The sequence below is a fragment of the Gracilibacillus ureilyticus genome (assembly GCF_900111195.1).
GTDB lineage: Bacteria > Bacillota > Bacilli > Bacillales > Amphibacillaceae > Gracilibacillus > Gracilibacillus ureilyticus.
Genome location: NZ_FOGL01000001.1, coordinates 447,203 through 469,513, shown reverse-complemented (window position 1 = coordinate 469,513; position 22,311 = coordinate 447,203). Strand labels below are relative to the sequence as shown.

The following is a 22,311-nucleotide window of genomic DNA, read 5'->3' as shown; positions in this document are numbered from 1 at the left end:
GGCTATTACTCATCTCTGTCCATTATAATGCTTAAATGCTAAAATGAGAAGTAACAACACTTTTTTTCATCTTTTTTTAAAATTGTGAAACCCGTTATGTTTTCCAATCGTATGTTGTTATATAAGGAAAAATGCCTTAAGAGGTGATGAGATGTTTAATATTGAAGCAGAGTGGATAAGTTTATTAATTGTAGGTTTTGCAACATTATTCCTTGTTGGGGAAATATTAGTTAATGCGAAAGGAATATTCAGTATACTCGGTTTAGGATTTATAACCGTATATTTTTCAAGCTTCCTGGATGTTGGTATGTTTTTTGTAATGATATTAATCTATTTTATTGGATTACTACTGATTGTGATTGACGGAAAAGTACTGAATGACGGAACTTTAGCAGTTATTGGTACTGTTCTGATGATTGTTTCTGTAGGTTTTGCTTCACCTAACTGGCTTGCAGGAACTTATGCTGTGTTAGGTGTATTGATTGGAGGTATTTCTTCACTGTTTTTCCTTAAAGTGTTTAAAAAGCGTAATATGTGGACAAAAATGACTTTATTCGACCAGTTAACAGATGAAGCAGGCTATTCCAGCATCAATCAAACGTACAAGTCCCTTGTGGGCAAAACAGGGATGACGCAAACGGACATGAGACCGATTGGCACGGTTATCATAGAAGACCAGGAATACAGCGCTATTACCCAGGGCAAATGGTTAAAAAAAGATACAGAAATAAAGGTTGAATCCGTTGATGGAACAAGAATTCTGGTGAAAGAAAGATCGTAATGAGCATAGAGGAAAACTCTATGTTTTTTTTTGTTGAAAAGAGGTAAAGCTAAAGTAGTAAGGGAACAGTAAAAATCTGGTGATTAACACTTTGTTAATTTAGTGTAAATTTTCCGTAAACACCTTTACAAAACATTAATATATAATTAATATTAGAATCGTGTGTGTTTGCGAATTATGTCTGACAATGTCATTAACTTCGAGCAAAGATACATCATAATACATAGAAGCTATAAGTGAAGGGATGAAAACTTTTGGATGTAAATGTACAAGCAATGATATTTGAATTTATTGGCGGGCTCGGTATTTTCCTTCTAGGTATCAAGTACATGGGAGAAGGACTGCAGAAGTCCGCTGGAGACAGGTTAAGAGACATCCTTGATAAGACAACCAGCAATCCTTTTTTAGGGGTTCTTGCAGGTATAGTCGTTACAATCCTTATCCAGTCAAGTTCAGGGACCACTGTACTGACTGTAGGCCTTGTGAATGCAGGTTTCATGACATTAAGGCAATCCATCGGTGTCATAATGGGTGCCAATATTGGTACAACGGTTACGGCGTTTATCATCGGGTTTGATCTTGGCGCATACTCTCTGCCAATAATCGGGATAGGTGCATTCTTACTATTCTTCTTCAAAAATAATAAATTGACGAATATCGGTTTAACGATTTTTGGTTTCGGATCGCTATTCTACGGGTTGGAACTGATGAGTTCAGGTCTTAAACCTTTAAGAGAAGTTGAAATGTTCCATGACTTAACTGTCAGTATGTCCCAAAACCCTATTTTAGGTGTGGTAATTGGTACTGTCTTTACAATTCTTGTTCAAAGTTCAAGTGCAACAATCGGAATATTGCAGAGTCTCATGTTGGAAGGTGCTATTGAACTGAAAGCAGCGTTACCAGTATTATTCGGGGATAATATCGGAACAACCATTACTGCAGTATTAGCAGCCATTGGCGCAAGTGTTGCAGCAAAAAGAGCAGCCCTTACACATGTAATCTTTAATGTAATTGGTGCTACTGTAGTCATTATTTTTATAAACTTTTACACGATTTTAATGGAGAATATTCAGGCAGCTCTTGAGCTGAATCCGGCAATGACGGTCGCATTTTCACATGGGATATTTAATGTGCTGAATACGATTATTCAGTTTCCATTTATTGGACTATTAGCATTGCTTGTTACGAAAATTATACCTGGTGAGGATGCAATCGTAGAATATAAACCGAAGCATCTAGATCCTATCTTTATCAAACAATCACCTTCCGTTGCCCTTGATCAGGCAAAGGCAGAGATTGTACGAATGGGTGAGTATGCCGCAAAAGGATTAGAAGAAACGAGCACATTTCTTAATACAAACAGTACAAAACATGAAGAGATGGCGATGCAGTTAGAAGGCGCGCTAAACAATCTGGACAGAGAAATAACTTCCTACTTAGTAGAATTATCCGGTACTAATTTTTCTGAGGCGGAAAGATTAAATCACTCTACGTTAATTAATTCGGTTAGAGATATCGAAAGAATGGGGGACCATTTCGAAAATATTGTAGAATTGATTAATTATAAAATTTCCAATAAAGTAGACATTACAGAGCAAGGAATGATTGATCTGAATGAGATGTTTGATTTAACGATAATTACTGTAAAAGAAGCTATTCGCGCATTGGACCAAATGGACCGAGAAGCAGCATTGTCTGTTGTGCAGAAGGAAAACGAGATAGATAACATGGAGAGAGCTTATCGAAAGAAGCATATTATTCGTCTAAACGAAGGGGTATGTACAGGGGCAGCCGGAATTGTTTTTGCAGATATTATTAGTAATTTAGAAAGAATAGGAGACCATGCAGTAAATATAGCAGACGAAGTACTTGGTGAAAAACATTAAACATGTTAAAGTAGGGAATGGCTAGTGTAAATACTAGTCATTTCTTACCTTTATTATGGATAGTAATAAAAATATTAAAAAAACTTAATAAAACTATTGACGGTGTTTCATATATATGATAAATTATTAAATGTCGCTTCGGTGATTACATAATAAACATTCCACAGTAGCTCAGTGGTAGAGCAATCGGCTGTTAACCGATCGGTCGTAGGTTCGAATCCTACCTGTGGAGCCAATGGCGGTGTAGCTCAGCTGGCTAGAGCGTACGGTTCATACCCGTGAGGTCGGGGGTTCGATCCCCTCCGCCGCTACCATATAACATACTAAAATCAATGGCGGTCGTGGTGAAGTGGTTAACACATCGGATTGTGGTTCCGACATGCGTGGGTTCGATCCCCACCGGTCGCCCCATGTTTAATGAGAAGGACCCTTAGCTCAGTTGGTTAGAGCTATCGGCTCATAACCGATCGGTCGCAGGTTCGAGTCCTGCAGGGTCCACCATTATATATACGGAGGAATACCCAAGTCTGGCTGAAGGGATCGGTCTTGAAAACCGACAGGGGTGTCAAAGCCCGCGGGGGTTCGAATCCCTCTTCCTCCTCCATACATATTAAAAACAAAATTATACTTTGGCTCGGTAGCTCAGTCGGTAGAGCAACGGACTGAAAATCCGTGTGTCGGCGGTTCGATTCCGTCCCGAGCCACCATTTTAACAAGCTGAATGAAGAGCTTGTTTTTTATTTGGTAAAATTCGTATCATTTGCAATTTATTCTGAATATTTGATAAGATTTGTTATGGAAAGAATTAATACTTTCATTTTATAAAATAGGAGGAATAAACATGGCAAACTTTACTTTACCAGATTTACCTTATGCATATGATGCACTTGAGCCGCATATTGATAAGGAAACAATGAACATCCATCATACTAAACATCACAATACTTATGTAACAAAGCTGAATGCGGCATTAGAAGGTCATGATGATCTTGCAAGCAAATCTATTGAAGAGATTTTGGCAAACCTTGATGCTGTACCTGAAAATATTCGTACAGCCGTACGGAATAATGGTGGGGGTCATGCTAACCACAGTTTATTCTGGACGCTTTTATCAGCTAATGGCGGAGGAGAACCGTCTGGCGAATTAGCTGATGCGATTAACAGCAAGTTTGGCAGCTTTGATTCATTCAAAGAAGAATTTGCTAATGCAGGTGCAAACCGCTTTGGATCCGGTTGGGCTTGGCTGGTTGTAGATAATGGAGAATTAGCAATCACAAGTACACCAAATCAGGATACTCCTATTTCTGAAGGCAAGACTCCAATTTTAGGACTTGATGTATGGGAACATGCATACTATTTAAAATATCAAAACAAACGTCCTGATTACATTGCAGCATTCTGGAATGTAGTGGATTGGGATAAAGTAGCAAGCTTGTATAAAGAAGCGAAATAATGAATGTTGAGGATACCTTTTTAAAGAGGTATCCTTTTATTTTATGCTCACAGTCATTCTCCTGCATATCTCATCACATCTGGTTAACAATATAATTTAGATGGAAAATGAGGTGTTTGGAGATGTTGTTTTTACCGAAGCAGAATAGTGACATTCCGGTCAGTCGGGACTTGAAGCTTCTATTAATAATTGGTGGATTGTACGCGCTGGCTACTTTTTTATCCAATACATTTGTTAATATCTTTTTATGGAAAAAGTCAGGAGAGTATCTTGACATTGCTACATATAACTTGTTTATTTATCTTGTACAGCCAATCGCATTCTTTGTTGCCGGTAAATGTGCCAAGAGGGTGGATAGAGCATTAATTCTCCGGATTGGTGTTATTGTCCTGTCCTTATTTTACATTTTAGTCTTATTGTCCGGTGATAAAGCTACTACCTATCCATATCTGTTGGGAAGTTTACTCGGTATGGGATACGGTTTCTACTGGCTTTCCTTCAATGTATTAACCTTTGAGATAACAGAACCGGAAACCCGAGACTTTTTTAATGGACTGCTTGGTACTTTTCAGTCATTTGGCGGGATGATTGGACCTTTATTTGCAGGATACATTATTTCAAGGATGAATAATTTCACAGGTTATACGGTTATTTTCTTATTATCTTTTTTTCTGTTCGGAATTGCGGTAGTTTGTTCGCTATACTTGCAAAAAAGGAAAGCAACAGGCAAATTTATGTTTCGGGACGTTCTTGCGGAAAAAAAGAGGAATAAAAATTGGAACAGTATATTACTTGCACATATTGCACAGGGTTTAAGGGAAGGCTTGTTTATTTTTATCATTGCTATATGGGTTTATATTGAAACAGGGAGTGAATTCGCATTAGGTGTTTATAACTTACTTTTCTCTTTCAGTTCTCTTATCTGCTACATACTGATTTCAAGATTAACTAAAAGCATTCACAGAAAGAGAATGATTCTTGCAGGAGGAATTCTTCTTTATGTTGCAGTAGCGGTGTTTGTTTTTCAGACAAACTATATCATGCTTCTCACCTATGGGGTAATCGTTGGTGTAAGTTATCCAGTTTTTAATGTGGCATTTGTTTCACTAACTTATGATATTATTGGGAAATCCTATAAAGCCCGTGACTTAAGAATAGAGTATATTATTGTCAGGGAGATCTATATCAACATCGGCAGAATTACAGCAATTACCATCTTTATTTTAGGTGTGATGACAACTGCACCTTCCTTCATTATTCCGGTATTAATTTTAAGTCTGGGTTGCGGCAATTTAATTGCAGCCCTAATTGTAAGAAAAACTGTAAATTAGATACCTCCTCATGATATAATACAATAGGAATGTATGGTCGGGGAGGAGAAGTTATGGTAAATCAAAATAAATTATTAAATAAAAGAAAAAAAAGAAAGAAAAAAGCCCAATTACCTTTCAGGTTGAACATTCTGTTTGTTGCGGTATTTTTAGTTTTTTCCTTATTAATTGTCCAGTTAGGTGTTGTTCAAATTATAAATGGGGAAGAAGCGCAGCGTCAGATTGACCAGACTGAAAATACACCATCAGAGAAACCAGTGCCAAGGGGAAAAATGTATGACAGAGATCATGAACTGGTTTTAGATAATGTTGCCGTAAAGTCGATCACTTATACACCTCCCAAGAATGGTGATAAAGCTTTAGACAGGTTAAAACTGGCTGAAAAATTAGCTAAGTACGTAACGATTATAAAAGATCCTGCAGAGCTGGAGAAAGTAATTAAAGAAAGAGACAAAAAAGAATACTTCTATCTGCTAAATTCTCAAGAGGTAGCCGACAGACTATCTGATGAGGAGAAAGAGTTGGAGGCTGGTGAGAGATATCAGGCTGAACTGGAGAAGATAACAGAAGCAGATTTAAATACAATGGAATGGTCTAATGAATTGCTGAATATCCTTGCAATTAAAAAGGAACTAGATTCGGCATATGAACTTTCCCCACATGTAATTGTAAATGAAGGGATAACGGATGAGGAATATGCAAAAGTTGCAGAACACCTTTATGACCTGCCTGGAATTGATGCAGCAATTGACTGGGAAAGAAACAAAGTGTATGGTGAAACATTATCTTCTTTTCTCGGGAATATCACCAGTGCTGATGAAGGAATTCCACGAGAGAATGAAGAATTTTATTTGGCAAATGGCTATACTCGGAATGACAGAGTTGGTACGAGTGGCCTTGAGCAGTACTACGAACATGTATTGCGGGGAAGAAAAGAACAGGTACAGTATACAACAGATTCTAACGGGAATGTGATCAGCTCAGAAGTTGTAGTCGAAGGGCAGCGGGGGAAAGACTTAGTATTAACAATTGATATGGACCTTCAGGAGGCAATGGATCAGATTGTGGAGGAAGAGCTAAGAAACGCACTGGCTTCATCGAATAATAACGGCTATCTGGAAGATGCGATGGCTGTAATGATGAACCCGCAAACCGGCGAAATTCTCGGTATGTCTGCTATTCGTTATGACCGTGAAAATAACGAATTCCTTAATAACTCATATCGGGTGATTTATGATGCACATGCACCTGGCTCTTCTATTAAAGGGGCAACTGTTTTGGCTGGATATCAGTCAGGAGTGATAACACTTAACAATAATGTGTTAAGTGAAAGCCCGATTAAAATTAAGGGATCAGAAGAAAAAAAATCGCATAGAAATCTCGGTTCAGCACTAAATGATCTGCAGGCACTTCAGGAATCTTCGAACATCTATATGATGCGGATTGCAATCATGATGAGTGGTGCAACTTATAGTTATAATGAACCTCTATATAATTTTGATTGGGATACCTTTGATGAATTGAGATACTATTACAATCAATTTGGATTAGGTGTAGAAACAGGAATTGATATGCCATTTGAATCGATTGGTGTAGTCGGTGTTCCATCAAATGCAGGTAACCTGCTCGACTTTTCATTTGGGCAGTTTGATACGTATACTACATTACAGTTAGCACAATATGTGTCAACAATCGCAAATGAAGGGTATCGTGTGAAACCGCACTTGCTAAAAGAAATCCGTGAACCTGGTTCCAATGGGGAAGCGCTAGGTCCTGTACTAGAAGTAAAAGAACCGGAAGTGTTAAACAGGGTGGAAATGGACTCGCAATATATTGATAGAGTTCAAGAAGGGTTTAAGCGTGTATTTACACAAGGAACAGCAAGTGGAAGATGGTCCGGTTTTCCATATGAAGTAGTAGGGAAGACGGGAACAGCAGAAAATCCGAAATATAAAGATGGACAGCAAGTGGCATATACGGAAAACCTGACACTTGTCGGATACAGTCCTGAAGAGAATCCGGAAATCGCATTTGCTGTAGTAGTACCAAACAATGGCGGCACAAGTGCCACACAGCATCCTGTCCACCATGAGATTGGGAAGAGAATTGTCAGCAAGTACTATGAATTAAAAGAGAATAACGGAAATGAATCAGAAGATAGTGGGGAAACTGCTGTTACAGAATAAGTTTAATAGATTACTAGTAAAAAGCCCAAATGAGGAATTTAATTTATTCCTCATTTGGGCTTTTAGTAATAATAGAAGCAATTTCTCCGATTGTCATTTGGTCATTTAACAAATACTCACCAGGCTGAACTTGTCTCGTAAGCTGGTTTTCTTCTAAATATTGAATTAATTTCGTCTGGTTGGAAATAAATCCGTACTGTTCAAGTCTTTCTGCAATCTCACTCAACTGTGTCCCTTGATCAATCGTGAAGATCCATTGGGTTATATTTCCTGTTTCGTCATTCGTACTTTCACTGGTCTCATTCTCTGCTTCACTGGTAATGCGAGCAACTTCATTTTCCAGCTCTGTAATTTTAGCATCCATATCTTCGTTATACACAAAATATCCCTGTTTTCTTGCTTCTGCTACAACGTCTATTTCAGTATCTGATGGTTGGGCGGCATTATTATTTTGGTTACCATTATTACCAGTGAAAAAATAGACAGCTCCAATAATTAAGGACGATGTGAACAACCCCAGGGCAAAAGCTCTAACAATTTGTTTCATTTATATCCCTCATTCAGTTATGGCAGTAATTATTTATTAATTCTGCTTTGATTGATTATATGAATTTTCATCAATGAAATTTTCATTAATTAACAATTCTTCTTCAAGAATATTTACTTTTTTCTTTAACTGATACGTCTCTTGCAATGTAGAAATAGAAAATTGCTCAAACTGGTCTTCCAGCTGCTTGAATCTGTCTTGCATAAAAAAGGATAGGATCCATAGTATAACGGCTACTGATAGAATAGAACAAACTGCAACTAATATCATTATTCTTTCCCCCCTGCTGTAATTTAAAATGTTCTGTAAATATAGTTATACCACATCTGGGCAATCAGTGAAAACATGTACTTGAAATTATCATCAGTTTTTGCTATTATATTGTAGGTAAAGATTCGATTTTGAAATTATTATGATGATTGTGATAGTTTGGAGGGATAAACATGCGCGTTAACATTACATTAGCTTGTACTGAAACAGGTGACCGTAATTATATTACGACTAAAAATAAACGTAAACACCCAGAGCGTTTGGAGCTGAAAAAATACAGCCCGCGTTTGAAAAAACATACGTTACACCGTGAAACTAAATAATTGAATGAAGGACTCTTACTTATTAAAAGTAAGAGTCTTTTCATATTTATTTTACATGGAAGAGAAGGGGACGTTTATGAACGAAAAAGGCATGATAAGGGATGAAATGAAACAGCTTCTTCAAAAGCATGAAAACAAAAATCAAACAGAATATCGTATAATCAGTAACTTAATTAACTTCAACATATGGAAGAATGCAAAAGCTGTTGGAATAACGATAGCACGGAAAACCGAGTGGAATACATCCTCAATCATTGAATTAGCATGGGATACAGGAAAGAAGGTAGGGATACCGAGGTGTACTCCCAGGACCGCAGAAATGGTATTTTATCAAGTCACTTCCTTTGATCAACTGGAGAATGTTTATCTGGATCTATTCGAACCAGATCCTCAAAAATGTCCGGAAATGGAACATTGTAAAATAGATGTTATGATAGTACCTGGATTAGTGTTTGACCTTTCTGGTCATAGAATTGGCTATGGTGGGGGGTATTATGACAGGTATTTGACAAAATTTCAAGGTATAAAAATTGCTTTGGCAGCTGAATTTCAAGTCATTGATCACATTCATAGCGAAGCTCATGATATCCCTGTAGATTATATTGTAACAGAAACAGCAATTATCGATTGTAATATACATAAAAAGAAGTCCTCAGGGGAAAATTAAGCATATTCCACGAGTGAACAGGAGTGTTGGATATGCGTTTATGGAAAATTATCGTTAGTTTATTTACAATAGCCACAGTCATCTATCAGTATAGAAACAGAATAATTAATATCTTAGCATCTGTCCCAATTTTGCGAAAAGTATCGATAAGAATAGCGATGAAAATTCCTTTCCTGAGGAATAGATTTATGCAGTCGATTTTTTCAGGGAAATAGCATATACGAGATTTAAACCAGTCTAATCATATTGATTCGCAAAAACTTGCTGTAATGATATGATGTTATTAGAAGGCTGGTGTTTTATTTTGTATATAAGAAAACAATATTTGCAAAATCAGTTTGTCTTAAATTTAATGAAGGAAGGCTTTGAATTAATTTCAACGAACCGCTCACAAGATGAATATCTACTTCTGAGAAACAGTAACTCAATTGTGGATGTTGTCCATGTTTCGCTGTTGCAACACGATTGGAAGAGGGATATGGAACAGCATATTATTCAGGTTGAACGAAAATACAAAGAAGCGAAACCTAACTTCCTTTCAAGGAAAAAGACGCAGTTCTTTCATATATATATTGTGGATTATCCGCCTGTAGATGATTGGATGAGTGTTTACTCTGCAAATAAGGGTATTTCCGTTTTTATGGTAGATGAATCGAGTACCTGGATTGATATAAACGAACGGCTCCAGCTTAATCAGCTTGATACAAGTGTACCGGATAACTTGCTGGATCTGGAACAGTCAGTTTATACACTTAAACAAAAGATCATTCTGATGCATACAGCAGAAATGGATAAAAGAAAAAAGTTGTTTGAACAGGGGAAGCCTTTTTTTACATACATTCTTCTGGCAATGAATGTTATCATGTTCGGGTTACTGGAATTCTTCGGCGGCTCTACATCTACCGATACCTTACTCACATTCGGTGCTAAATACAACTTAGCAATTGTAGAAGGTGAATGGTGGAGAATCCTTACATCTATGTTTCTTCATATCGGAATTCCCCACATTGTTTTAAACATGATGGCATTATATTTTATAGGTTCGCTTGTAGAAAGAATTTACGGAAACTTGCGTTTTATTTTAATCTATTTTCTTTCCGGTATTGCTGGCGGGATTGCAAGTTTTGCATTGAATGACAGTATTGCTGCAGGTGCATCCGGAGCAATCTTTGGTTTGTTTGGAGCATTACTGTTTTTTGGAACCCAATTTCCTAAAGACTTCTTCAGAACAATTGGTTGGAATGTCATTTTTGTTGTATGCTTGAATGTTGTGTTTGGCTTTACTGTTGATCAGATTGATAATGATGCACATATTGGTGGATTAATTGGTGGTTTTGCTGCCTCTGGAATCGTGATGTTCCGGCAGTATAGACGCAAGTTGATCCAGATCACTGCGACAGTATGTCTGGTTCTCCTTCTATCTATACTAGGCACATATGGGTATTATAATGAAGCGAATCATTATAATGAAAGTGTGCGGTTACAGGTGATTCAGCAGCTTATTAAGGAGGAGAATTACGACGCTATTATTCATTCAGCATCCGAAATTATTCCATATGCCGAAGAATGGAAGGCTGAGTTATATTTTTACCGGTCATTTGCCCATATACATTTAAAAAACGATCCGGAAGCTATCGATGATCTGGAAGCATGCTTAGAATTAAAACCTGACTTTGAAGAGGCATTATTTAATTTAGCACAATTATACAGAAAGAATAACCGTAATAGTGATGCTCTGCCGTTAATTGAAAAAGCATTAAAACTAAATCCGGATAATCAGGACATTCAAATGTTGTATGATCTGATAAAACAAGATCAGGTCTGATCGGCTGCTTTTATATTCTGTTTTAACAGTTTCAGTTCATCTCTTTGATCATTAAATAATACATAGAGATGTTCTCTGTTTTTATCAATAAGAATAATTGGGATAATTTGTTGAGAGATTCGATTAGTATCAGAGATTGGTAAAATGTATTCCCTGTACAAACCTTCCCATAACTGGCCAACAACCCGGTCTGTTTCTTCCTGACTCAGACCCTGGATTGGCTTTTTATTATACACATATAATGAAGTCAGCGGTACTAAGTCATATTTCTGTGAATCGATCTTCAGACGATCTATCCACTCTTTCCAGCGAAAATTTAATTGCTGACTCGTAGCATGATTCAATGTTTCCTGCCAGTTTTTTTCTAGTTGCGACTCAGCGGTATGAAATGCTTCCAATGGTGAGTATGGGGAATCTATCACATATAAGTTATTATGAGACATCGTTTGTACACTTTTAATCACATCGTTCGGATAATGAACTTCGCCGTGGTGGAAGCTTATTGTCTGAAAATGGCTGCTGTCTGTTTCTTCAAAGTCTGCCTGCAAATATATATCCTGTTCATTTTCTTTCCACAATCCTTTGATACCCTTTAATTTGCCATCCATATATAAAAGGGAGATATCCTGTCTTAAGTAAACAGGGACAGTTGTTTTACTTGAAGAAATCCACCTGATTTGATATCTGTCATTGCTTAATTGCTGTAAAAGAGACAGACTGGTGGAAGCTTCAGAGAATTGAATCTCTTCATCAATAGGAAAGTATTTCATAATTTCAGTGCTCTTATTACTGTTTATCATTAACGTAAGAGCAATAATGGTAAAAAATGCAGTAGCTGTATATAATACGCGCATATTAAATTCTCCTCATAAAAAAATTATCGGCATGTCCAACTTATCTGCATGAATCATTTAATTACGTATAAACTAGTCAAAAATATAACAAAGCAGGTGTTGATTAAATGGTTGGACAAAAGTATTTATCAGATAATTATGAACAAAATGTCCAATATATACGCGATTATTTAGATGTTGAGAAAAGTTTCGATCTAGTACATTTAGATCTGGAATATGCCAAACGGAAAATGTCCTTATTTTTAGTTGACGGATTTGTCAAGGATGATATTCTGCATTATTTAATGCGGTTTCTTGCAGAGTTAGAAGAAGAAGACTTAGCGGGTGACACGCTGCAATTACTGTTAAAAAGGTATATTCCTTACGTAGAAATTGATGTGGAACAAGATTTAGAGAAAGCCGCAGATTTAGTGCTGGCAGGACCAACGGCATTAGTGGTAGAAGGGATAGACCGAATCATTCTTATCGACGCACGAACATACCCTGTGCGCAGTCCTGCAGAACCAGATCTGGAAAAAGTAGTCAGGGGTTCGCGTGATGGATATGTGGAAACAATCGTATTCAATACGGCTTTAACTAGAAGGAAAGTCCGTGACAGGTCTTTAAGAATGGAGTATATGTCGATTGGAAGAAGATCGAAGACTGATATTTGTGTATGTTATCTTGATGATATTGCTGATCAGAAGAAAGTAAAGCAATTAAAAGATAGTCTGGAGCAGATTGATACTGACGGTTTGCCAATGGCCGAAAAAACGATTGAAGAATTTTTAAGTGGAAAGGCATGGAATCCTTACCCTACTATTCGTTATACAGAGAGGCCGGACACTGCAGCTTCTCATTTATATGAAGGACATATCCTCATTATCATTGACGGGTCACCTAGTGTAATGATTACTCCAGCAACTTTTTGGCATCATATGCAGCATGCGGAGGAATATCGCCAGAAACCATTTGTCGGTGTTTACTTAAGATTTGTAAGGTTTATCGCTATTTTTGCTTCCATTTTCCTTCTGCCGCTATATTATTTATTGTCAACAGAATTGGAATTACTGCCGGAGGCACTCCATTTCATCGGTCCAAAAGAGGTTGGTCTCATTCCGTTAGTATTCCAATTTCTGATTGCAGAGGTAGGTGTGGATGTTTTACGAATGGCTGCTATTCATACGCCTTCTGCCTTAACGACTGCATTAGGTCTTGTCTCTGCCATCTTAATTGGACAAATCGCTGTAGAAGTTGGCTTGTTTTCTAATGAGGTCATTCTTTATCTGGCTGCCGTAGTATTAGGAACGTTTGCAACCCCAAGTTATGAATTAAGTCTGGCCAACCGGATTATTCGTATGATATTATTAATCCTTACTGCGATATTTGGTGTGAAAGGATTTATGATTTCTGCCACAGTTTATTTACTGTATTTAATTCAATTAAAGACATTTTATATTGGGTATTTCTGGCCATTTATTCCATTTGATTTTAAAGCAATGTTAAATGTATTAATAAGGCAGCCATTGCCAACAGCTAACTCAAGGCCATCTTTCTTAAACCCTCAGGACCCTGATCGTTAAATGTTGGTAAAGTTTTTTGTTCCCTTTTAAAATTTGTTTTGATATAATATGTAAGGTGATTAACATTGAACAGTATTTATGATATCAGAAAATTATTATTAAACTTTGGGACGATCATCTATACAGGTGATCGTCTTGCAGATTTGGAATTAATGGAAGAAGAAATTGTAGAGCTTTATCAAGTGAAGATGATCACAAAAGAGCAATATATCCAATCAAAGTTATTATTAAAAAGGGAAATGGAAAAAACGAAAAGAGAGTTAGGTGACAATTGTGACTAAGGATTTATTAATTGGAATTGATATCGGCGGAACAACCGTGAAAAATGCCATAATTGGTGTGGAAGGAAAAATGATTGCGAAGTGGGAAATTGAAACCAATATAAATAACCAAGGTGCCAGTGTACCTAATGATATTTGGCAATCAATAAGAGATAGGTTAGAAGAATTGAAAATAGGGAAAGATAGAATAGTAGGTATGGGTGTAGGAGCCCCAGGATTTATTGAACCAGATACCGGAGTAGTGGCAATTGCTGTAAACATTGGATGGCGAGATTTTGAGCTAAAAGAAATTCTTGAAAAATTATCTGGGATTCCTGTATTTGTTGATAATGATGCTAATATTGCAGCTTTAGGAGAGAATTGGAAGGGTTCCGGTAATCAGGTGGAGAATATGCTTGCCGTAACATTAGGAACAGGTGTTGGGGGAGGCATTATTGCTAACAGTCATATTGTAACAGGGACTAATGGAACTGGTGCGGAAATTGGCCATATGACAGTAGTGACAGAAGGCGGTGCACCTTGTAATTGTGGAAGAACAGGTTGTCTGGAAACGGTAGCCTCAGCTACAGGGATCGTCAGACAAGCCAATGAATGGATTGATGCAGGGAATGCACCAGGTTTAAAACAAATAAAACAGGAATCCGGATCGATTACTACAAAAGATATTTTTGATTTAGCTAGAGAAGGTGATCAACCTGCCAATAAGCTTATCCAGAGTATTACAGATCAGCTTGGTTTAGCTTTAGCAAACATAGCCGTAACCATTAATCCTGCTAAAATTGTAATTGGTGGCGGTGTTTCCAAAGCTGGGGAGCAATTACTTACACCATTAAAGAAAGCTTTTGATAGATATGCCCTTCCAAGGATTAATGAAGCTTGTGATATTGTAATAGCTCAACTTGGTAATGATGCAGGTGTTTATGGGGGAGCCTATCTAGTATTACAGCAAGTTAATAGTAACTGAATTATTAAGTTTGTAAAAAAAATGTAACTTTTTTTAAGAAATATGAAACTTTATTGAGATATTCTACGTCTATAATAGAGAGAAAACAAATAAAACTGAATTTGGGGCAATCTTTTGAGGAGGAAATCAAATGTTTAACAAAAAGCTGCACATGCCGCTCTTTTTAATTGCAGCATTACTTTTTGGTTTAAAGACATATATTGTTTATCGATTTGTGTTTAATATTTCACTTGATAATACGATGCAGGAGCTGATCTTATTAATTAATGCTTTTGCTGTGTCATTCTTTTTATTTGCAATTGGTATATGGTTTAAAGAGAGAAGACAAAAGAAATATATTAAATATATGATTTTAATAGGTTCATTAATTATCTATTTTAATATTGTGTTTTACCGTAATTTCACTGATTTTATTACAATTCCGCTGCTGTTTCAGGGAAGTAATGCAGCAGACCTTGGATCAAGTGTTCTAAGTCTGATTAAAGTATGGGATATTCTGCTGTTTTTAGATGTAGTTATCGTATGGTTCCTGACAATTAAACATGGTGACCAATTAATGGCTTCATTTAAACACAGATACAAAACAGCTGTACTGACAATGTCAATTGCCTTTCTTGTTGGTAATTATGTGTTAGCGGAAATAGAACGCCCGCAATTGTTGCAGAGAACATTTGACAGGGAGTATCTTGTTAAGAACCTGGGATTGTTCAGTTATCACATTTACGATGCTGTTATGCATTCTAAATCAAAAGCACAAAGGGTTTTTGCTGATGGCAATGAACTGACAGAAATAGAAGAGTATATGAAAGATGAGACATCGATACAGCAGGAAACAGAATTATACGGCATCGCGAAAGATAAAAATGTGATTTTCATTTCACTAGAATCATTGCAGACGTTTGTGATAAATAACACGATGAATGGAGAAGAAGTAACTCCATTCCTTAATGATCTGATTGATGACAGTTATTATTTTGAAAATTTCTATCATCAGACAGAACAGGGAAAAACATCGGATTCAGAATTTATTATTGAAAATTCACTGTATCCATCGCCAAGAGGGGCTGTATACTTTACCCATGCTCAGAACGATTATCATTCACTACCTGAGATTATTGGCAATGAAGGGTACTACAGTTCAGTTTTCCATGCAAATAACAAAAGTTTCTGGAACCGTGATGTAATGTATGATAATATCGGTTATGACAGATTTTTTGATGTAGATGCATATGAAGTGACAGAAGAAAATTCGATTGGCTGGGGATTGAAAGATAAAGACTTTTTCCGTCAATCAATGAAATATATGCAATCAATGGAACAACCGTTTTACGCAAAGTTTATTACACTGACAAATCACTATCCGTTTGAACTGGATGAAGAGGATGCAACAATTGAAAAGTATGATTCGAACTCTAATACGTTAAACAGTTACTTCCAGACTGCAAGATATATGGATGAATCAATTGAAGAGTTTTTTGTTTATCTTAAAGAAACAGGATTATATGAGGATTCTATCATTGTATTAATGGGAGACCACTATGGTATTAGTGACTTTCATAAAAAGGCAATGAGCACCTATTTAGAGGAAGAGTATACAGACTATCTTCACCTTCAGCTGCAAAGAGTACCGTTCTATATTCATATTCCGGGCCAAGAAGGAGAGACTATCTCCAAAATTGCGGGCCAGATAGATGTGAAGCCAACGCTTCTTCATTTACTAGGAATAGACGATTCGAACGATCTTTCTTTTGGTACCAATTTATTTGCAGAGGAAAGAAAAGATTTTATCGCATTTCGTGATGGAAGTTTTGTAACAGATGAATATCTTTATACAAAAGATCAGTGTTATAACAGAGAAACAGGGGAGTTAATTGACACTGCTACTGATTTAGATGAAGAAACATCAGCATGTCAGCCGTATATTGAACAAGTACAGAAAGAATTGTCTTATTCGGACCAGATTATTTTTGGAGACTTGTTCAGGTTCTACGATTTTAAGGATAATACAATGAATTTACCAGAAGAAGAAGAATAATTTTCATAAAGAAAAGACACTGGAATTCCAGTGTCTTTTCTTTTTTATCTTTATTCACCTGTAATAAGTGGTCGAATAAGTTCCCAGTATAGTGTTGCGATAGAGAAAAAACCAAACACTAATGCAGAGATTGCAGAGAAAGCAGCACCAAACATATTTTGTCTTTTAAACTCACGGAAAATTGCTATCAAACAAATAATGGCTACAGCTAATAAAATTAGTCCCAGTACCATAAGTTAATCCTCCTTACTTTACTTTTCAATACAACTAATTCACGTTATAATATGTATTATTATTCACCTTTACATTCTAAAACAAAAGTGAAGTTTTGTCTATTAAAAATCGATAATTACAAGTGATAGTATTTATGCGCAAAGGAGAGATAAATAAAAGTATGGAAATAGAAAAACTGACATTAGGTCCACTGCACACCAATTGTTATATTATACATAATCACATGGAAGCAATTATTATTGACCCTTCTGGAGATGCTCCACAGATAGTGGGGATGATAGATAATCTCGGAGTGAAAGTAAAAGCCATCTTGCTTACCCATGCTCATTTTGATCATATCGGTGCACTAGAAGCTGTAAGAAACCAATTCAGCATTCCGGTTTATATCCATCTAGCTGAAAGTGACTGGCTTACTGATCCACAACTAAATGGGTCCGCTCGTTTTGGAATGGATCCACTGATCTGTGAAAGAGCAGATCATGAAGTACATGATGGGAATTTAAAGATTGGCAATTTTTCCATAGATGTTTTGCATGTACCTGGTCACTCACCTGGAAGTATTGCATTTGTTTTTCCACAGTCTTCTATGGTCATTGGGGGAGATTGTTTATTCCGGGAAGGGATAGGAAGAACAGATTTGCCTGGGGGAAGCTATTCGGATATTCAGGAAAGTATCAGGTTAAAACTGTTCTCATTGCCAGACTCATTTACAGTCTACCCTGGCCATGGACCATCTACCACCATATATCATGAAAAACATAATAACCCGTTTATTACAATGGATTAAACATATCTGATTTTTAAATCAATAAAAACGCTCTGATCAACAATCAGAGCGTTTTTATTGATTAATGTCCGAATCCAGGAACAAGAATAAAGTTTGAGTAGAACGTGAAGCCTACAAAAAATACGGTACAATATGCTGCGAACAAATAAATATACATTCTTTCAGACAATTTTAAAAAGCCAACACCCAAGAAAAAGATCGTTTGAGCTAAGAATAAATATGCCATAGATTCCATATGACCAACATAAAACATTACTGCAAAAATCCCTGTCCAAAAGGAAAGCATACGAAAAACACGATCCATTGTTCCCCCTCCTTCTTTCTGCTATGTATCAAAACTATTATAAACGACAAAATGAAAAAAGTAAATTATTGTTGGCCATCTTTCCGGATCTCCGGTACTCTTTTATTCCTGATGATAACTTTTCCTTTTACTCTTCAATTAATTCATCTATTTCTAACGCTTTTTTTCTCATAATCCTTTGCTGAGTATTTCCTTCTAATGTAGTAATTTCTACCAGATAATATACTATTTTACCAATATTGTTCTGGTAAGTAATCTTCACATTACCACCAGGGAAATTATAAGTCGTTTCTACTGGCTTTATTTCTTCTAAATCAAAATGCCGATTAGCCATACGGTACAATGTGTGAAGGCGGTATTGTTCAATGTCCAGAGAAGATATCTGCTGATTTACTTCATATTGGTTAATTGTATGCATTATTATTAAAAACAGTAATGTAATGATAAAAAGGATATACGGAAAGATGTAGCCATGTTCTTTTTTATATTGCTGCAAGAATTTTCTCAAACCGCTGCCCACCTTCTGTTTCCACAATAAGAAGTAATTTTTCACCTTCCAGACGGTTCATTAACACCTTTTCTACGTTCCTTAGGATAATTTCATGTCCTCTGCCGTTCACTTGTCTTCTGATTACATCATTGTATTGTGAATAGGTAACTTTCTCATCACTGTCAGTAATAAACACTAATTTATTATTGTCTATATAATATTGACTGGCCATAAAAAGTTCCTCCTCTAAAAAGTGAAAAAATTGAAGTGTTTTAAAGTCACTGGATCTGTCTTGCAGGAGTGCAGTATGGAGCAATTGGGCGGAAAACAGGAGGACTGTCATTATAATTGCCATAGTCACAATTAATGAGATTAAAGTAAAACCAGCATCTTTCCTATTAGTAACTGTAAAGACAAATTGTTTCGGGATTTGTTTTAACATTTGTCCATGTGGCACATCCTTTCCTGTATGGTGGCACAGAATCAATTGTCAGGATAACAGAGGCACCAATCCAGTCGTGATATGTACCGGCAGGTGAAATATCTTCTGTTATAAGAGTTTGGTATAACTGGTGTGTTACAATCGATCTGTCCAATAGTTTCTGGTTTTCCAGCTTTAATTGATAAATAAGTGGAAGCAGTGTGAACAGGATACTAAAGAAAATAAATATTGCTAACACCGCTTCTAACATAAAGTAACCACCTTCTCTATTACTTGGCAGAATAACACCTCCCTTTTCCAAAAGGACATGTGATAAAGTGAGTGGAGTAACTGGTTTTTACTTTTAAAGTACCTGGCTGTTTAAGGGTACCCTCATGAGAAAAGTTAATGGGTAGCTTCAATGTGTTAGGATCAACTATCCAGTCTTCCGGGTAATCTCTTGATAAGATAATTTTTCCTCTGCCGGTCGATCTGATATGATACTTATTTTTATCCAGCTCAAAATTTAAAGAGTAGCTGGAAGCTGAAGTGAGATTCAATTGCTGTAAATAAAGCAGATCCTGATTGAACTGATTAAGGAAATGGCGGAACTGCTGATGGTCAATTGTACTGACAGTAAAGCTTCTTCCCAATAAAAACAAGGTTCCAGCGATTGACAATACAATAATTATCTCGATCATTGTAAATCCTTTCTCCGATCCATTAATTCGTTTCTTCAAGTGTAAAATGAATATCACTATCCTTCTGATAGACAATCTTTTTTGACCCATTGGCACACTCCGTAGATTTCAAATAACCAGCATCAACTAAATCTTTTGCTGTTGTAATGGAGTCCTTCTCATCAAGGTGATATGCCAGTAACTGGTTTTCAGCTAAAGCAATCAACGCTTCACACCCCTTGTCCTGAATGGAATTATTTTTGTCTGCCAGATTAGGAATGAATAAGATGAGCAGTAAACTAATCACAGCTAGAACAATTAGCATTTCTATTAATGTAAAACCTGATTCATTTTTTAACATAGTTTTTCCTCATTTCTTATATTGTCTGTATATAATCAAACATCGGGAACATCATTGTTAAGTAAACAAATACGATTAAAACAGCCAGAAAAATTAAAAGAGCTGGCTGAAGTATTTTTAACCATTTCTGCAGTAGTTCTTCCATCATTCTTAATAAATGGTCTGAGAAAAGGTGTAATTCTTCTGTAAGTTGTATTACATTATGATCTTTCTGCATAATACTTTGTAAATCTTTTTCGAATAATTGGAAGATGGGGAGGATGGAGTTAGCTGAAAACCCTTTATTTAAATGAAGGTCCATCATTTTTACATAGTGGGTGATGACAGGATCAATATTACTCTCACGCAGTACTTGCAGACATTCTTTAATATTAAGCCCTGAGTGAAGAAGAGAAGCAAGATGAGTGGTGAAAAGGAAAGTAAGTTGCATTTTTTTGTACTTACACCAGAAAGGTAGTTTTACAGTAATATTAATTTTCTGTTCAATAGTTAGGTGTTTTTTTAAGTATGGGTAAAGAATATAGATAAGTGTTATAACAGTGAAGAGAGTGATCAGCCCGTAAAATATACCATCTACTATGAGGGAGGTGGTATAGAAAACCGATGTGGTTGAGGCCTCTGCTGTTAATAATGACTGAAATGAAGGGAATATAAATGTTCGCAATACATATAAAATAATGAGAAAGAAGATAAAAAGCAGAATTGGGTACGTAGATAGTTGTTTAAAGCGTTTTATTAAATCTATCTGCTGCCTGAGAATATAACAACAGTGTTTTACACCATATGAAAGGTTGCCATATTGAGCAGATATAGCTAAAAAATTAATAACATTTGATTGGAAACCTGCATCTTTTAATGATTTGTCAAAAGTATTTCCGATAAACATGGAATGGCTGATTGCTTCCGTCATGTTGATTAATTCCTTGTCCCAGCTAATAACTTCCAATGCTTCTCGGAGATTGTATTTTCGTTCTAATAATTGTATTAGTCTGTACATAAATTTATATTGTTTCTGGATGGAAAGTTTTCCGGCATTCCTTTTAAAAACAGTTTTCCTCGCTAATATACCCATATGCAAAAGCTTTCCTCCTTAATTTCTGAAAATCAATGGCTGTTAAGGGTGATAGTTGTTTGTTAATCGCCTCTGAAAGTATTTCTCCTTCTAATAATTCAATTATCGCAGCACGCTGGTTTTTGAATTTCCGTAATTGTAATGGCAGTAATTCGAGGGAAGCAACAGCAAGGAGGCTTTGCTCTAATTCCAGTTTCTTTATTCCCATGTCCAAAAGCCGGAGAATGGTACCAAAAGTGTCTTTTGCATGGAGGGTTGATAAAACGAGGTGTCCGGTATATGCCGCACGAAATACAAACTCGGCAGTAGATTGATCTCTAATCTCACCAACCATGATAATATCAGGGTCATGTCTTAATGCAGCTTTTAATCCTTCATCATAAGTGAGTCCGGATTCCGGATTGATCTGTACTTGCACGGCCTGTGCAAAACTTTTTTCAACAGGATCCTCTAATGTTATGGTCTGATAGTTATTATCCTCCATGAAACTTTTTAGAATGGCATAAAGTGTTGTTGTTTTACCAGATCCTGTTGGCCCTGTAAGCAGAATAATTCCAGATTTATTTTTGAGACATTTCCTGACTTGTTTAAACTGATTGGGAAATAAAAATAACTCATGAAGGGATTGAATGTCTTTTTGCGGAAGAATTCGAATAGCAAGGCTCTCAAGAGAATTGGCAGGTAATGTGGAGATTCTTAATGAGTAACTTAACTTATTTTCTTCAAAGGATAAGGAACCTTGCTGAGGGAGACGTGATTCACCAATATCCAGTTTCCCGGTATACTTGAAATATGCTAAGATAACTTTATATTTAGTGAGCGCAATTTTTTTGTATAGGTGCCGCTGGCCATTAATTCTGAAGTGGATTTCCACTTCATTAGGTGTGGGGTGGAAATGGATGTCTGATGCGGATTGGCTAATTGCATCCAGAATAATATGATGAGCAGGCTCTTTCAATTTATTATTCACCTCCTTTTTTAAACGTGCTACAATAAT

The 22,311-nt window shown here is 36.3% G+C and carries 25 protein-coding genes and 6 tRNA genes; 19 read left to right on the top strand and 12 right to left on the bottom strand.

The genetic code is table 11. The annotated features are described in order from the left end of the window. The first annotated feature begins 151 nt into the window (after positions 1-151). From BMW36_RS02455 to BMW36_RS02405, 11 genes are all read left to right on the top strand, one after another. Positions 152-781, top strand: a complete 630-nt coding sequence (locus BMW36_RS02455) for an NfeD family protein (protein WP_089738613.1) — start codon at positions 152-154, stop codon at positions 779-781. A 254-nt stretch (positions 782-1,035) separates the two neighbouring features. Beyond that, entirely contained in the window at positions 1,036-2,667 is a 1,632-nt protein-coding gene (locus BMW36_RS02450) for a Na/Pi cotransporter family protein (protein WP_089738611.1), read from the top strand. A gap of 160 nt (positions 2,668-2,827) precedes the next feature. Next, positions 2,828-2,902, top strand: a tRNA-Asn gene (locus tag BMW36_RS02445). Between the two features lie 2 nt (positions 2,903-2,904). Beyond that, positions 2,905-2,981, top strand: a tRNA-Met gene (locus tag BMW36_RS02440). Positions 2,982-3,002: 21 nt separating this feature from the next. Further along, positions 3,003-3,078: transfer RNA gene (locus BMW36_RS02435), tRNA-His, on the top strand. A 13-nt stretch (positions 3,079-3,091) separates the two neighbouring features. After that, positions 3,092-3,168: transfer RNA gene (locus tag BMW36_RS02430), tRNA-Ile, on the top strand. Positions 3,169-3,178: 10 nt separating this feature from the next. Then, a tRNA-Ser gene (locus BMW36_RS02425) sits at positions 3,179-3,271 on the top strand. Between the two features lie 27 nt (positions 3,272-3,298). After that, a tRNA-Phe gene (locus tag BMW36_RS02420) sits at positions 3,299-3,374 on the top strand. A gap of 134 nt (positions 3,375-3,508) precedes the next feature. Beyond that, the gene (gene sodA / locus BMW36_RS02415) at positions 3,509-4,120 is read left to right on the top strand and encodes a superoxide dismutase SodA (RefSeq protein ID WP_089738609.1); all 612 of its coding nucleotides are present in this window, start codon (positions 3,509-3,511) and stop codon (positions 4,118-4,120) included. A 122-nt stretch (positions 4,121-4,242) separates the two neighbouring features. After that, a complete protein-coding gene (locus tag BMW36_RS02410; protein WP_089738607.1) occupies positions 4,243-5,451 on the top strand; it encodes an MFS transporter in 1,209 nt (402 codons plus the stop codon). Positions 5,452-5,504: 53 nt separating this feature from the next. Then, positions 5,505-7,637: a peptidoglycan D,D-transpeptidase FtsI family protein gene (locus BMW36_RS02405; protein WP_089738605.1), complete on the top strand. Its 2,133-nt coding sequence runs from the start codon at positions 5,505-5,507 to the stop codon at positions 7,635-7,637. A gap of 43 nt (positions 7,638-7,680) precedes the next feature. On the opposite strand, the gene BMW36_RS02400 is transcribed toward BMW36_RS02405, so the two are convergent. Further along, positions 7,681-8,184, bottom strand: coding sequence for an endolytic transglycosylase MltG (locus tag BMW36_RS02400; RefSeq protein ID WP_089738602.1), 504 nt, complete (start codon positions 8,182-8,184; stop codon positions 7,681-7,683). Positions 8,185-8,220: 36 nt separating this feature from the next. Next, complete coding sequence (locus BMW36_RS02395; RefSeq protein ID WP_089738601.1) at positions 8,221-8,454, bottom strand: hypothetical protein; 234 nt, start codon at positions 8,452-8,454, stop codon at positions 8,221-8,223. A gap of 173 nt (positions 8,455-8,627) precedes the next feature. On the opposite strand from BMW36_RS02395, the gene rpmG reads away from it, so the two are divergent. From rpmG to BMW36_RS02375, 3 genes are all read left to right on the top strand, one after another. Next, positions 8,628-8,777 (top strand): 50S ribosomal protein L33, encoded by a 150-nt coding sequence (gene rpmG / locus BMW36_RS02390; RefSeq protein WP_079708498.1) that lies wholly within the window; start codon positions 8,628-8,630, stop codon positions 8,775-8,777. A 76-nt stretch (positions 8,778-8,853) separates the two neighbouring features. Further along, positions 8,854-9,444: a 5-formyltetrahydrofolate cyclo-ligase gene (locus BMW36_RS02385; RefSeq protein WP_175480327.1), complete on the top strand. Its 591-nt coding sequence runs from the start codon at positions 8,854-8,856 to the stop codon at positions 9,442-9,444. Positions 9,445-9,748: 304 nt separating this feature from the next. Beyond that, positions 9,749-11,269 carry a rhomboid family protein gene (locus tag BMW36_RS02375; RefSeq protein ID WP_175480326.1) on the top strand — a complete coding sequence of 507 codons (1,521 nt, stop codon included), beginning with the start codon at positions 9,749-9,751 and terminating at the stop codon, positions 11,267-11,269. Here the strand turns inward: BMW36_RS02375 and BMW36_RS02370 are convergent. Then, on the bottom strand, positions 11,260-12,123 hold the full coding sequence (locus tag BMW36_RS02370; protein ID WP_089738593.1) for a hypothetical protein: 864 nt from the start codon (positions 12,121-12,123) through the stop codon (positions 11,260-11,262). The genes BMW36_RS02375 and BMW36_RS02370 overlap by 10 nt on opposite strands. A 107-nt stretch (positions 12,124-12,230) precedes the next feature. Here BMW36_RS02370 and BMW36_RS02365 point away from each other — a divergent pair, with 107 nt between their 5' ends. The 4 genes from BMW36_RS02365 to BMW36_RS02350 all read left to right on the top strand — a co-directional run bounded on the left by BMW36_RS02365 (position 12,231) and on the right by BMW36_RS02350 (position 16,965). Further along, positions 12,231-13,685: a spore germination protein gene (locus BMW36_RS02365; RefSeq protein WP_089738591.1), complete on the top strand. Its 1,455-nt coding sequence runs from the start codon at positions 12,231-12,233 to the stop codon at positions 13,683-13,685. A gap of 65 nt (positions 13,686-13,750) precedes the next feature. After that, complete coding sequence (locus BMW36_RS02360) at positions 13,751-13,966, top strand: YqgQ family protein (protein ID WP_089738590.1); 216 nt, start codon at positions 13,751-13,753, stop codon at positions 13,964-13,966. Next, on the top strand, positions 13,959-14,930 hold the full coding sequence (locus BMW36_RS02355) for an ROK family glucokinase (protein WP_089738589.1): 972 nt from the start codon (positions 13,959-13,961) through the stop codon (positions 14,928-14,930). Before BMW36_RS02360 ends, BMW36_RS02355 begins: the two co-directional genes overlap by 8 nt. Positions 14,931-15,060: 130 nt before the next feature. Further along, the gene (locus BMW36_RS02350) at positions 15,061-16,965 is read left to right on the top strand and encodes an LTA synthase family protein (protein WP_089738587.1); all 1,905 of its coding nucleotides are present in this window, start codon (positions 15,061-15,063) and stop codon (positions 16,963-16,965) included. A gap of 50 nt (positions 16,966-17,015) precedes the next feature. Here BMW36_RS02350 and BMW36_RS02345 read toward each other — a convergent pair whose 3' ends face one another. Further along, positions 17,016-17,198, bottom strand: coding sequence for a DUF2759 family protein (locus tag BMW36_RS02345; protein WP_089738585.1), 183 nt, complete (start codon positions 17,196-17,198; stop codon positions 17,016-17,018). Positions 17,199-17,359: 161 nt separating this feature from the next. Between BMW36_RS02345 and BMW36_RS02340 the strand changes: the two genes are divergently transcribed. Further along, positions 17,360-17,986 (top strand): MBL fold metallo-hydrolase, encoded by a 627-nt coding sequence (locus BMW36_RS02340; RefSeq protein ID WP_089738583.1) that lies wholly within the window; start codon positions 17,360-17,362, stop codon positions 17,984-17,986. Positions 17,987-18,047: 61 nt separating this feature from the next. Here BMW36_RS02340 and BMW36_RS02335 read toward each other — a convergent pair whose 3' ends face one another. The 8 genes from BMW36_RS02335 to comGA form a co-directional block, all read right to left on the bottom strand. Beyond that, positions 18,048-18,290, bottom strand: coding sequence for a DUF2626 domain-containing protein (locus BMW36_RS02335; protein WP_089738581.1), 243 nt, complete (start codon positions 18,288-18,290; stop codon positions 18,048-18,050). A 127-nt stretch (positions 18,291-18,417) separates the two neighbouring features. Beyond that, positions 18,418-18,798, bottom strand: coding sequence for a hypothetical protein (locus BMW36_RS02330; RefSeq protein ID WP_089738579.1), 381 nt, complete (start codon positions 18,796-18,798; stop codon positions 18,418-18,420). Further along, positions 18,773-19,222 carry a competence type IV pilus minor pilin ComGF gene (locus BMW36_RS02325; RefSeq protein ID WP_089738577.1) on the bottom strand — a complete coding sequence of 150 codons (450 nt, stop codon included), beginning with the start codon at positions 19,220-19,222 and terminating at the stop codon, positions 18,773-18,775. Before BMW36_RS02325 ends, BMW36_RS02330 begins: the two co-directional genes overlap by 26 nt. Next, positions 19,179-19,472: a hypothetical protein gene (locus tag BMW36_RS02320; RefSeq protein ID WP_089738575.1), complete on the bottom strand. Its 294-nt coding sequence runs from the start codon at positions 19,470-19,472 to the stop codon at positions 19,179-19,181. Before BMW36_RS02320 ends, BMW36_RS02325 begins: the two co-directional genes overlap by 44 nt. A 19-nt stretch (positions 19,473-19,491) precedes the next feature. Continuing rightward, positions 19,492-19,992: a prepilin-type N-terminal cleavage/methylation domain-containing protein gene (locus BMW36_RS02315; protein ID WP_089738572.1), complete on the bottom strand. Its 501-nt coding sequence runs from the start codon at positions 19,990-19,992 to the stop codon at positions 19,492-19,494. Beyond that, on the bottom strand, positions 19,925-20,242 hold the full coding sequence (gene comGC, locus BMW36_RS02310) for a competence type IV pilus major pilin ComGC (RefSeq protein WP_089738570.1): 318 nt from the start codon (positions 20,240-20,242) through the stop codon (positions 19,925-19,927). The genes BMW36_RS02315 and comGC overlap by 68 nt, the downstream gene beginning before the upstream one ends. 16 nt (positions 20,243-20,258) lie before the next feature. Next, entirely contained in the window at positions 20,259-21,314 is a 1,056-nt protein-coding gene (locus BMW36_RS02305) for a type II secretion system F family protein (protein ID WP_245711563.1), read from the bottom strand. Next, positions 21,283-22,272 carry a competence type IV pilus ATPase ComGA gene (gene comGA, locus BMW36_RS02300; RefSeq protein WP_089738566.1) on the bottom strand — a complete coding sequence of 330 codons (990 nt, stop codon included), beginning with the start codon at positions 22,270-22,272 and terminating at the stop codon, positions 21,283-21,285. The genes BMW36_RS02305 and comGA overlap by 32 nt, the downstream gene beginning before the upstream one ends. Positions 22,273-22,311 lie beyond the last annotated feature (39 nt).

Coding starts and splice junctions, on each gene's coding strand:
- BMW36_RS02455 (WP_089738613.1), top strand. CDS start 152: ATGTTTAATATTGAAGCAGAGTGGATAAGTTTATTAATTGTAGGTTTT.
- sodA (WP_089738609.1), top strand. CDS start 3,509: ATGGCAAACTTTACTTTACCAGATTTACCTTATGCATATGATGCACTT.
- BMW36_RS02410 (WP_089738607.1), top strand. CDS start 4,243: ATGTTGTTTTTACCGAAGCAGAATAGTGACATTCCGGTCAGTCGGGAC.
- BMW36_RS02405 (WP_089738605.1), top strand. CDS start 5,505: ATGGTAAATCAAAATAAATTATTAAATAAAAGAAAAAAAAGAAAGAAA.
- BMW36_RS02400 (WP_089738602.1), bottom strand. CDS start 8,184: ATGAAACAAATTGTTAGAGCTTTTGCCCTGGGGTTGTTCACATCGTCC.
- BMW36_RS02395 (WP_089738601.1), bottom strand. CDS start 8,454: ATGATATTAGTTGCAGTTTGTTCTATTCTATCAGTAGCCGTTATACTA.
- rpmG (WP_079708498.1), top strand. CDS start 8,628: ATGCGCGTTAACATTACATTAGCTTGTACTGAAACAGGTGACCGTAAT.
- BMW36_RS02385 (WP_175480327.1), top strand. CDS start 8,854: ATGAACGAAAAAGGCATGATAAGGGATGAAATGAAACAGCTTCTTCAA.
- BMW36_RS02370 (WP_089738593.1), bottom strand. CDS start 12,123: ATGCGCGTATTATATACAGCTACTGCATTTTTTACCATTATTGCTCTT.
- BMW36_RS02365 (WP_089738591.1), top strand. CDS start 12,231: ATGGTTGGACAAAAGTATTTATCAGATAATTATGAACAAAATGTCCAA.
- BMW36_RS02350 (WP_089738587.1), top strand. CDS start 15,061: ATGTTTAACAAAAAGCTGCACATGCCGCTCTTTTTAATTGCAGCATTA.
- BMW36_RS02345 (WP_089738585.1), bottom strand. CDS start 17,198: ATGGTACTGGGACTAATTTTATTAGCTGTAGCCATTATTTGTTTGATA.
- BMW36_RS02340 (WP_089738583.1), top strand. CDS start 17,360: ATGGAAATAGAAAAACTGACATTAGGTCCACTGCACACCAATTGTTAT.
- BMW36_RS02335 (WP_089738581.1), bottom strand. CDS start 18,290: ATGGATCGTGTTTTTCGTATGCTTTCCTTTTGGACAGGGATTTTTGCA.
- BMW36_RS02325 (WP_089738577.1), bottom strand. CDS start 19,222: ATGTTAAAACAAATCCCGAAACAATTTGTCTTTACAGTTACTAATAGG.
- BMW36_RS02320 (WP_089738575.1), bottom strand. CDS start 19,472: ATGTTAGAAGCGGTGTTAGCAATATTTATTTTCTTTAGTATCCTGTTC.
- BMW36_RS02315 (WP_089738572.1), bottom strand. CDS start 19,992: ATGGGTCAAAAAAGATTGTCTATCAGAAGGATAGTGATATTCATTTTA.
- comGC (WP_089738570.1), bottom strand. CDS start 20,242: ATGTTAAAAAATGAATCAGGTTTTACATTAATAGAAATGCTAATTGTT.
- BMW36_RS02305 (WP_245711563.1), bottom strand. CDS start 21,314: ATGGGTATATTAGCGAGGAAAACTGTTTTTAAAAGGAATGCCGGAAAA.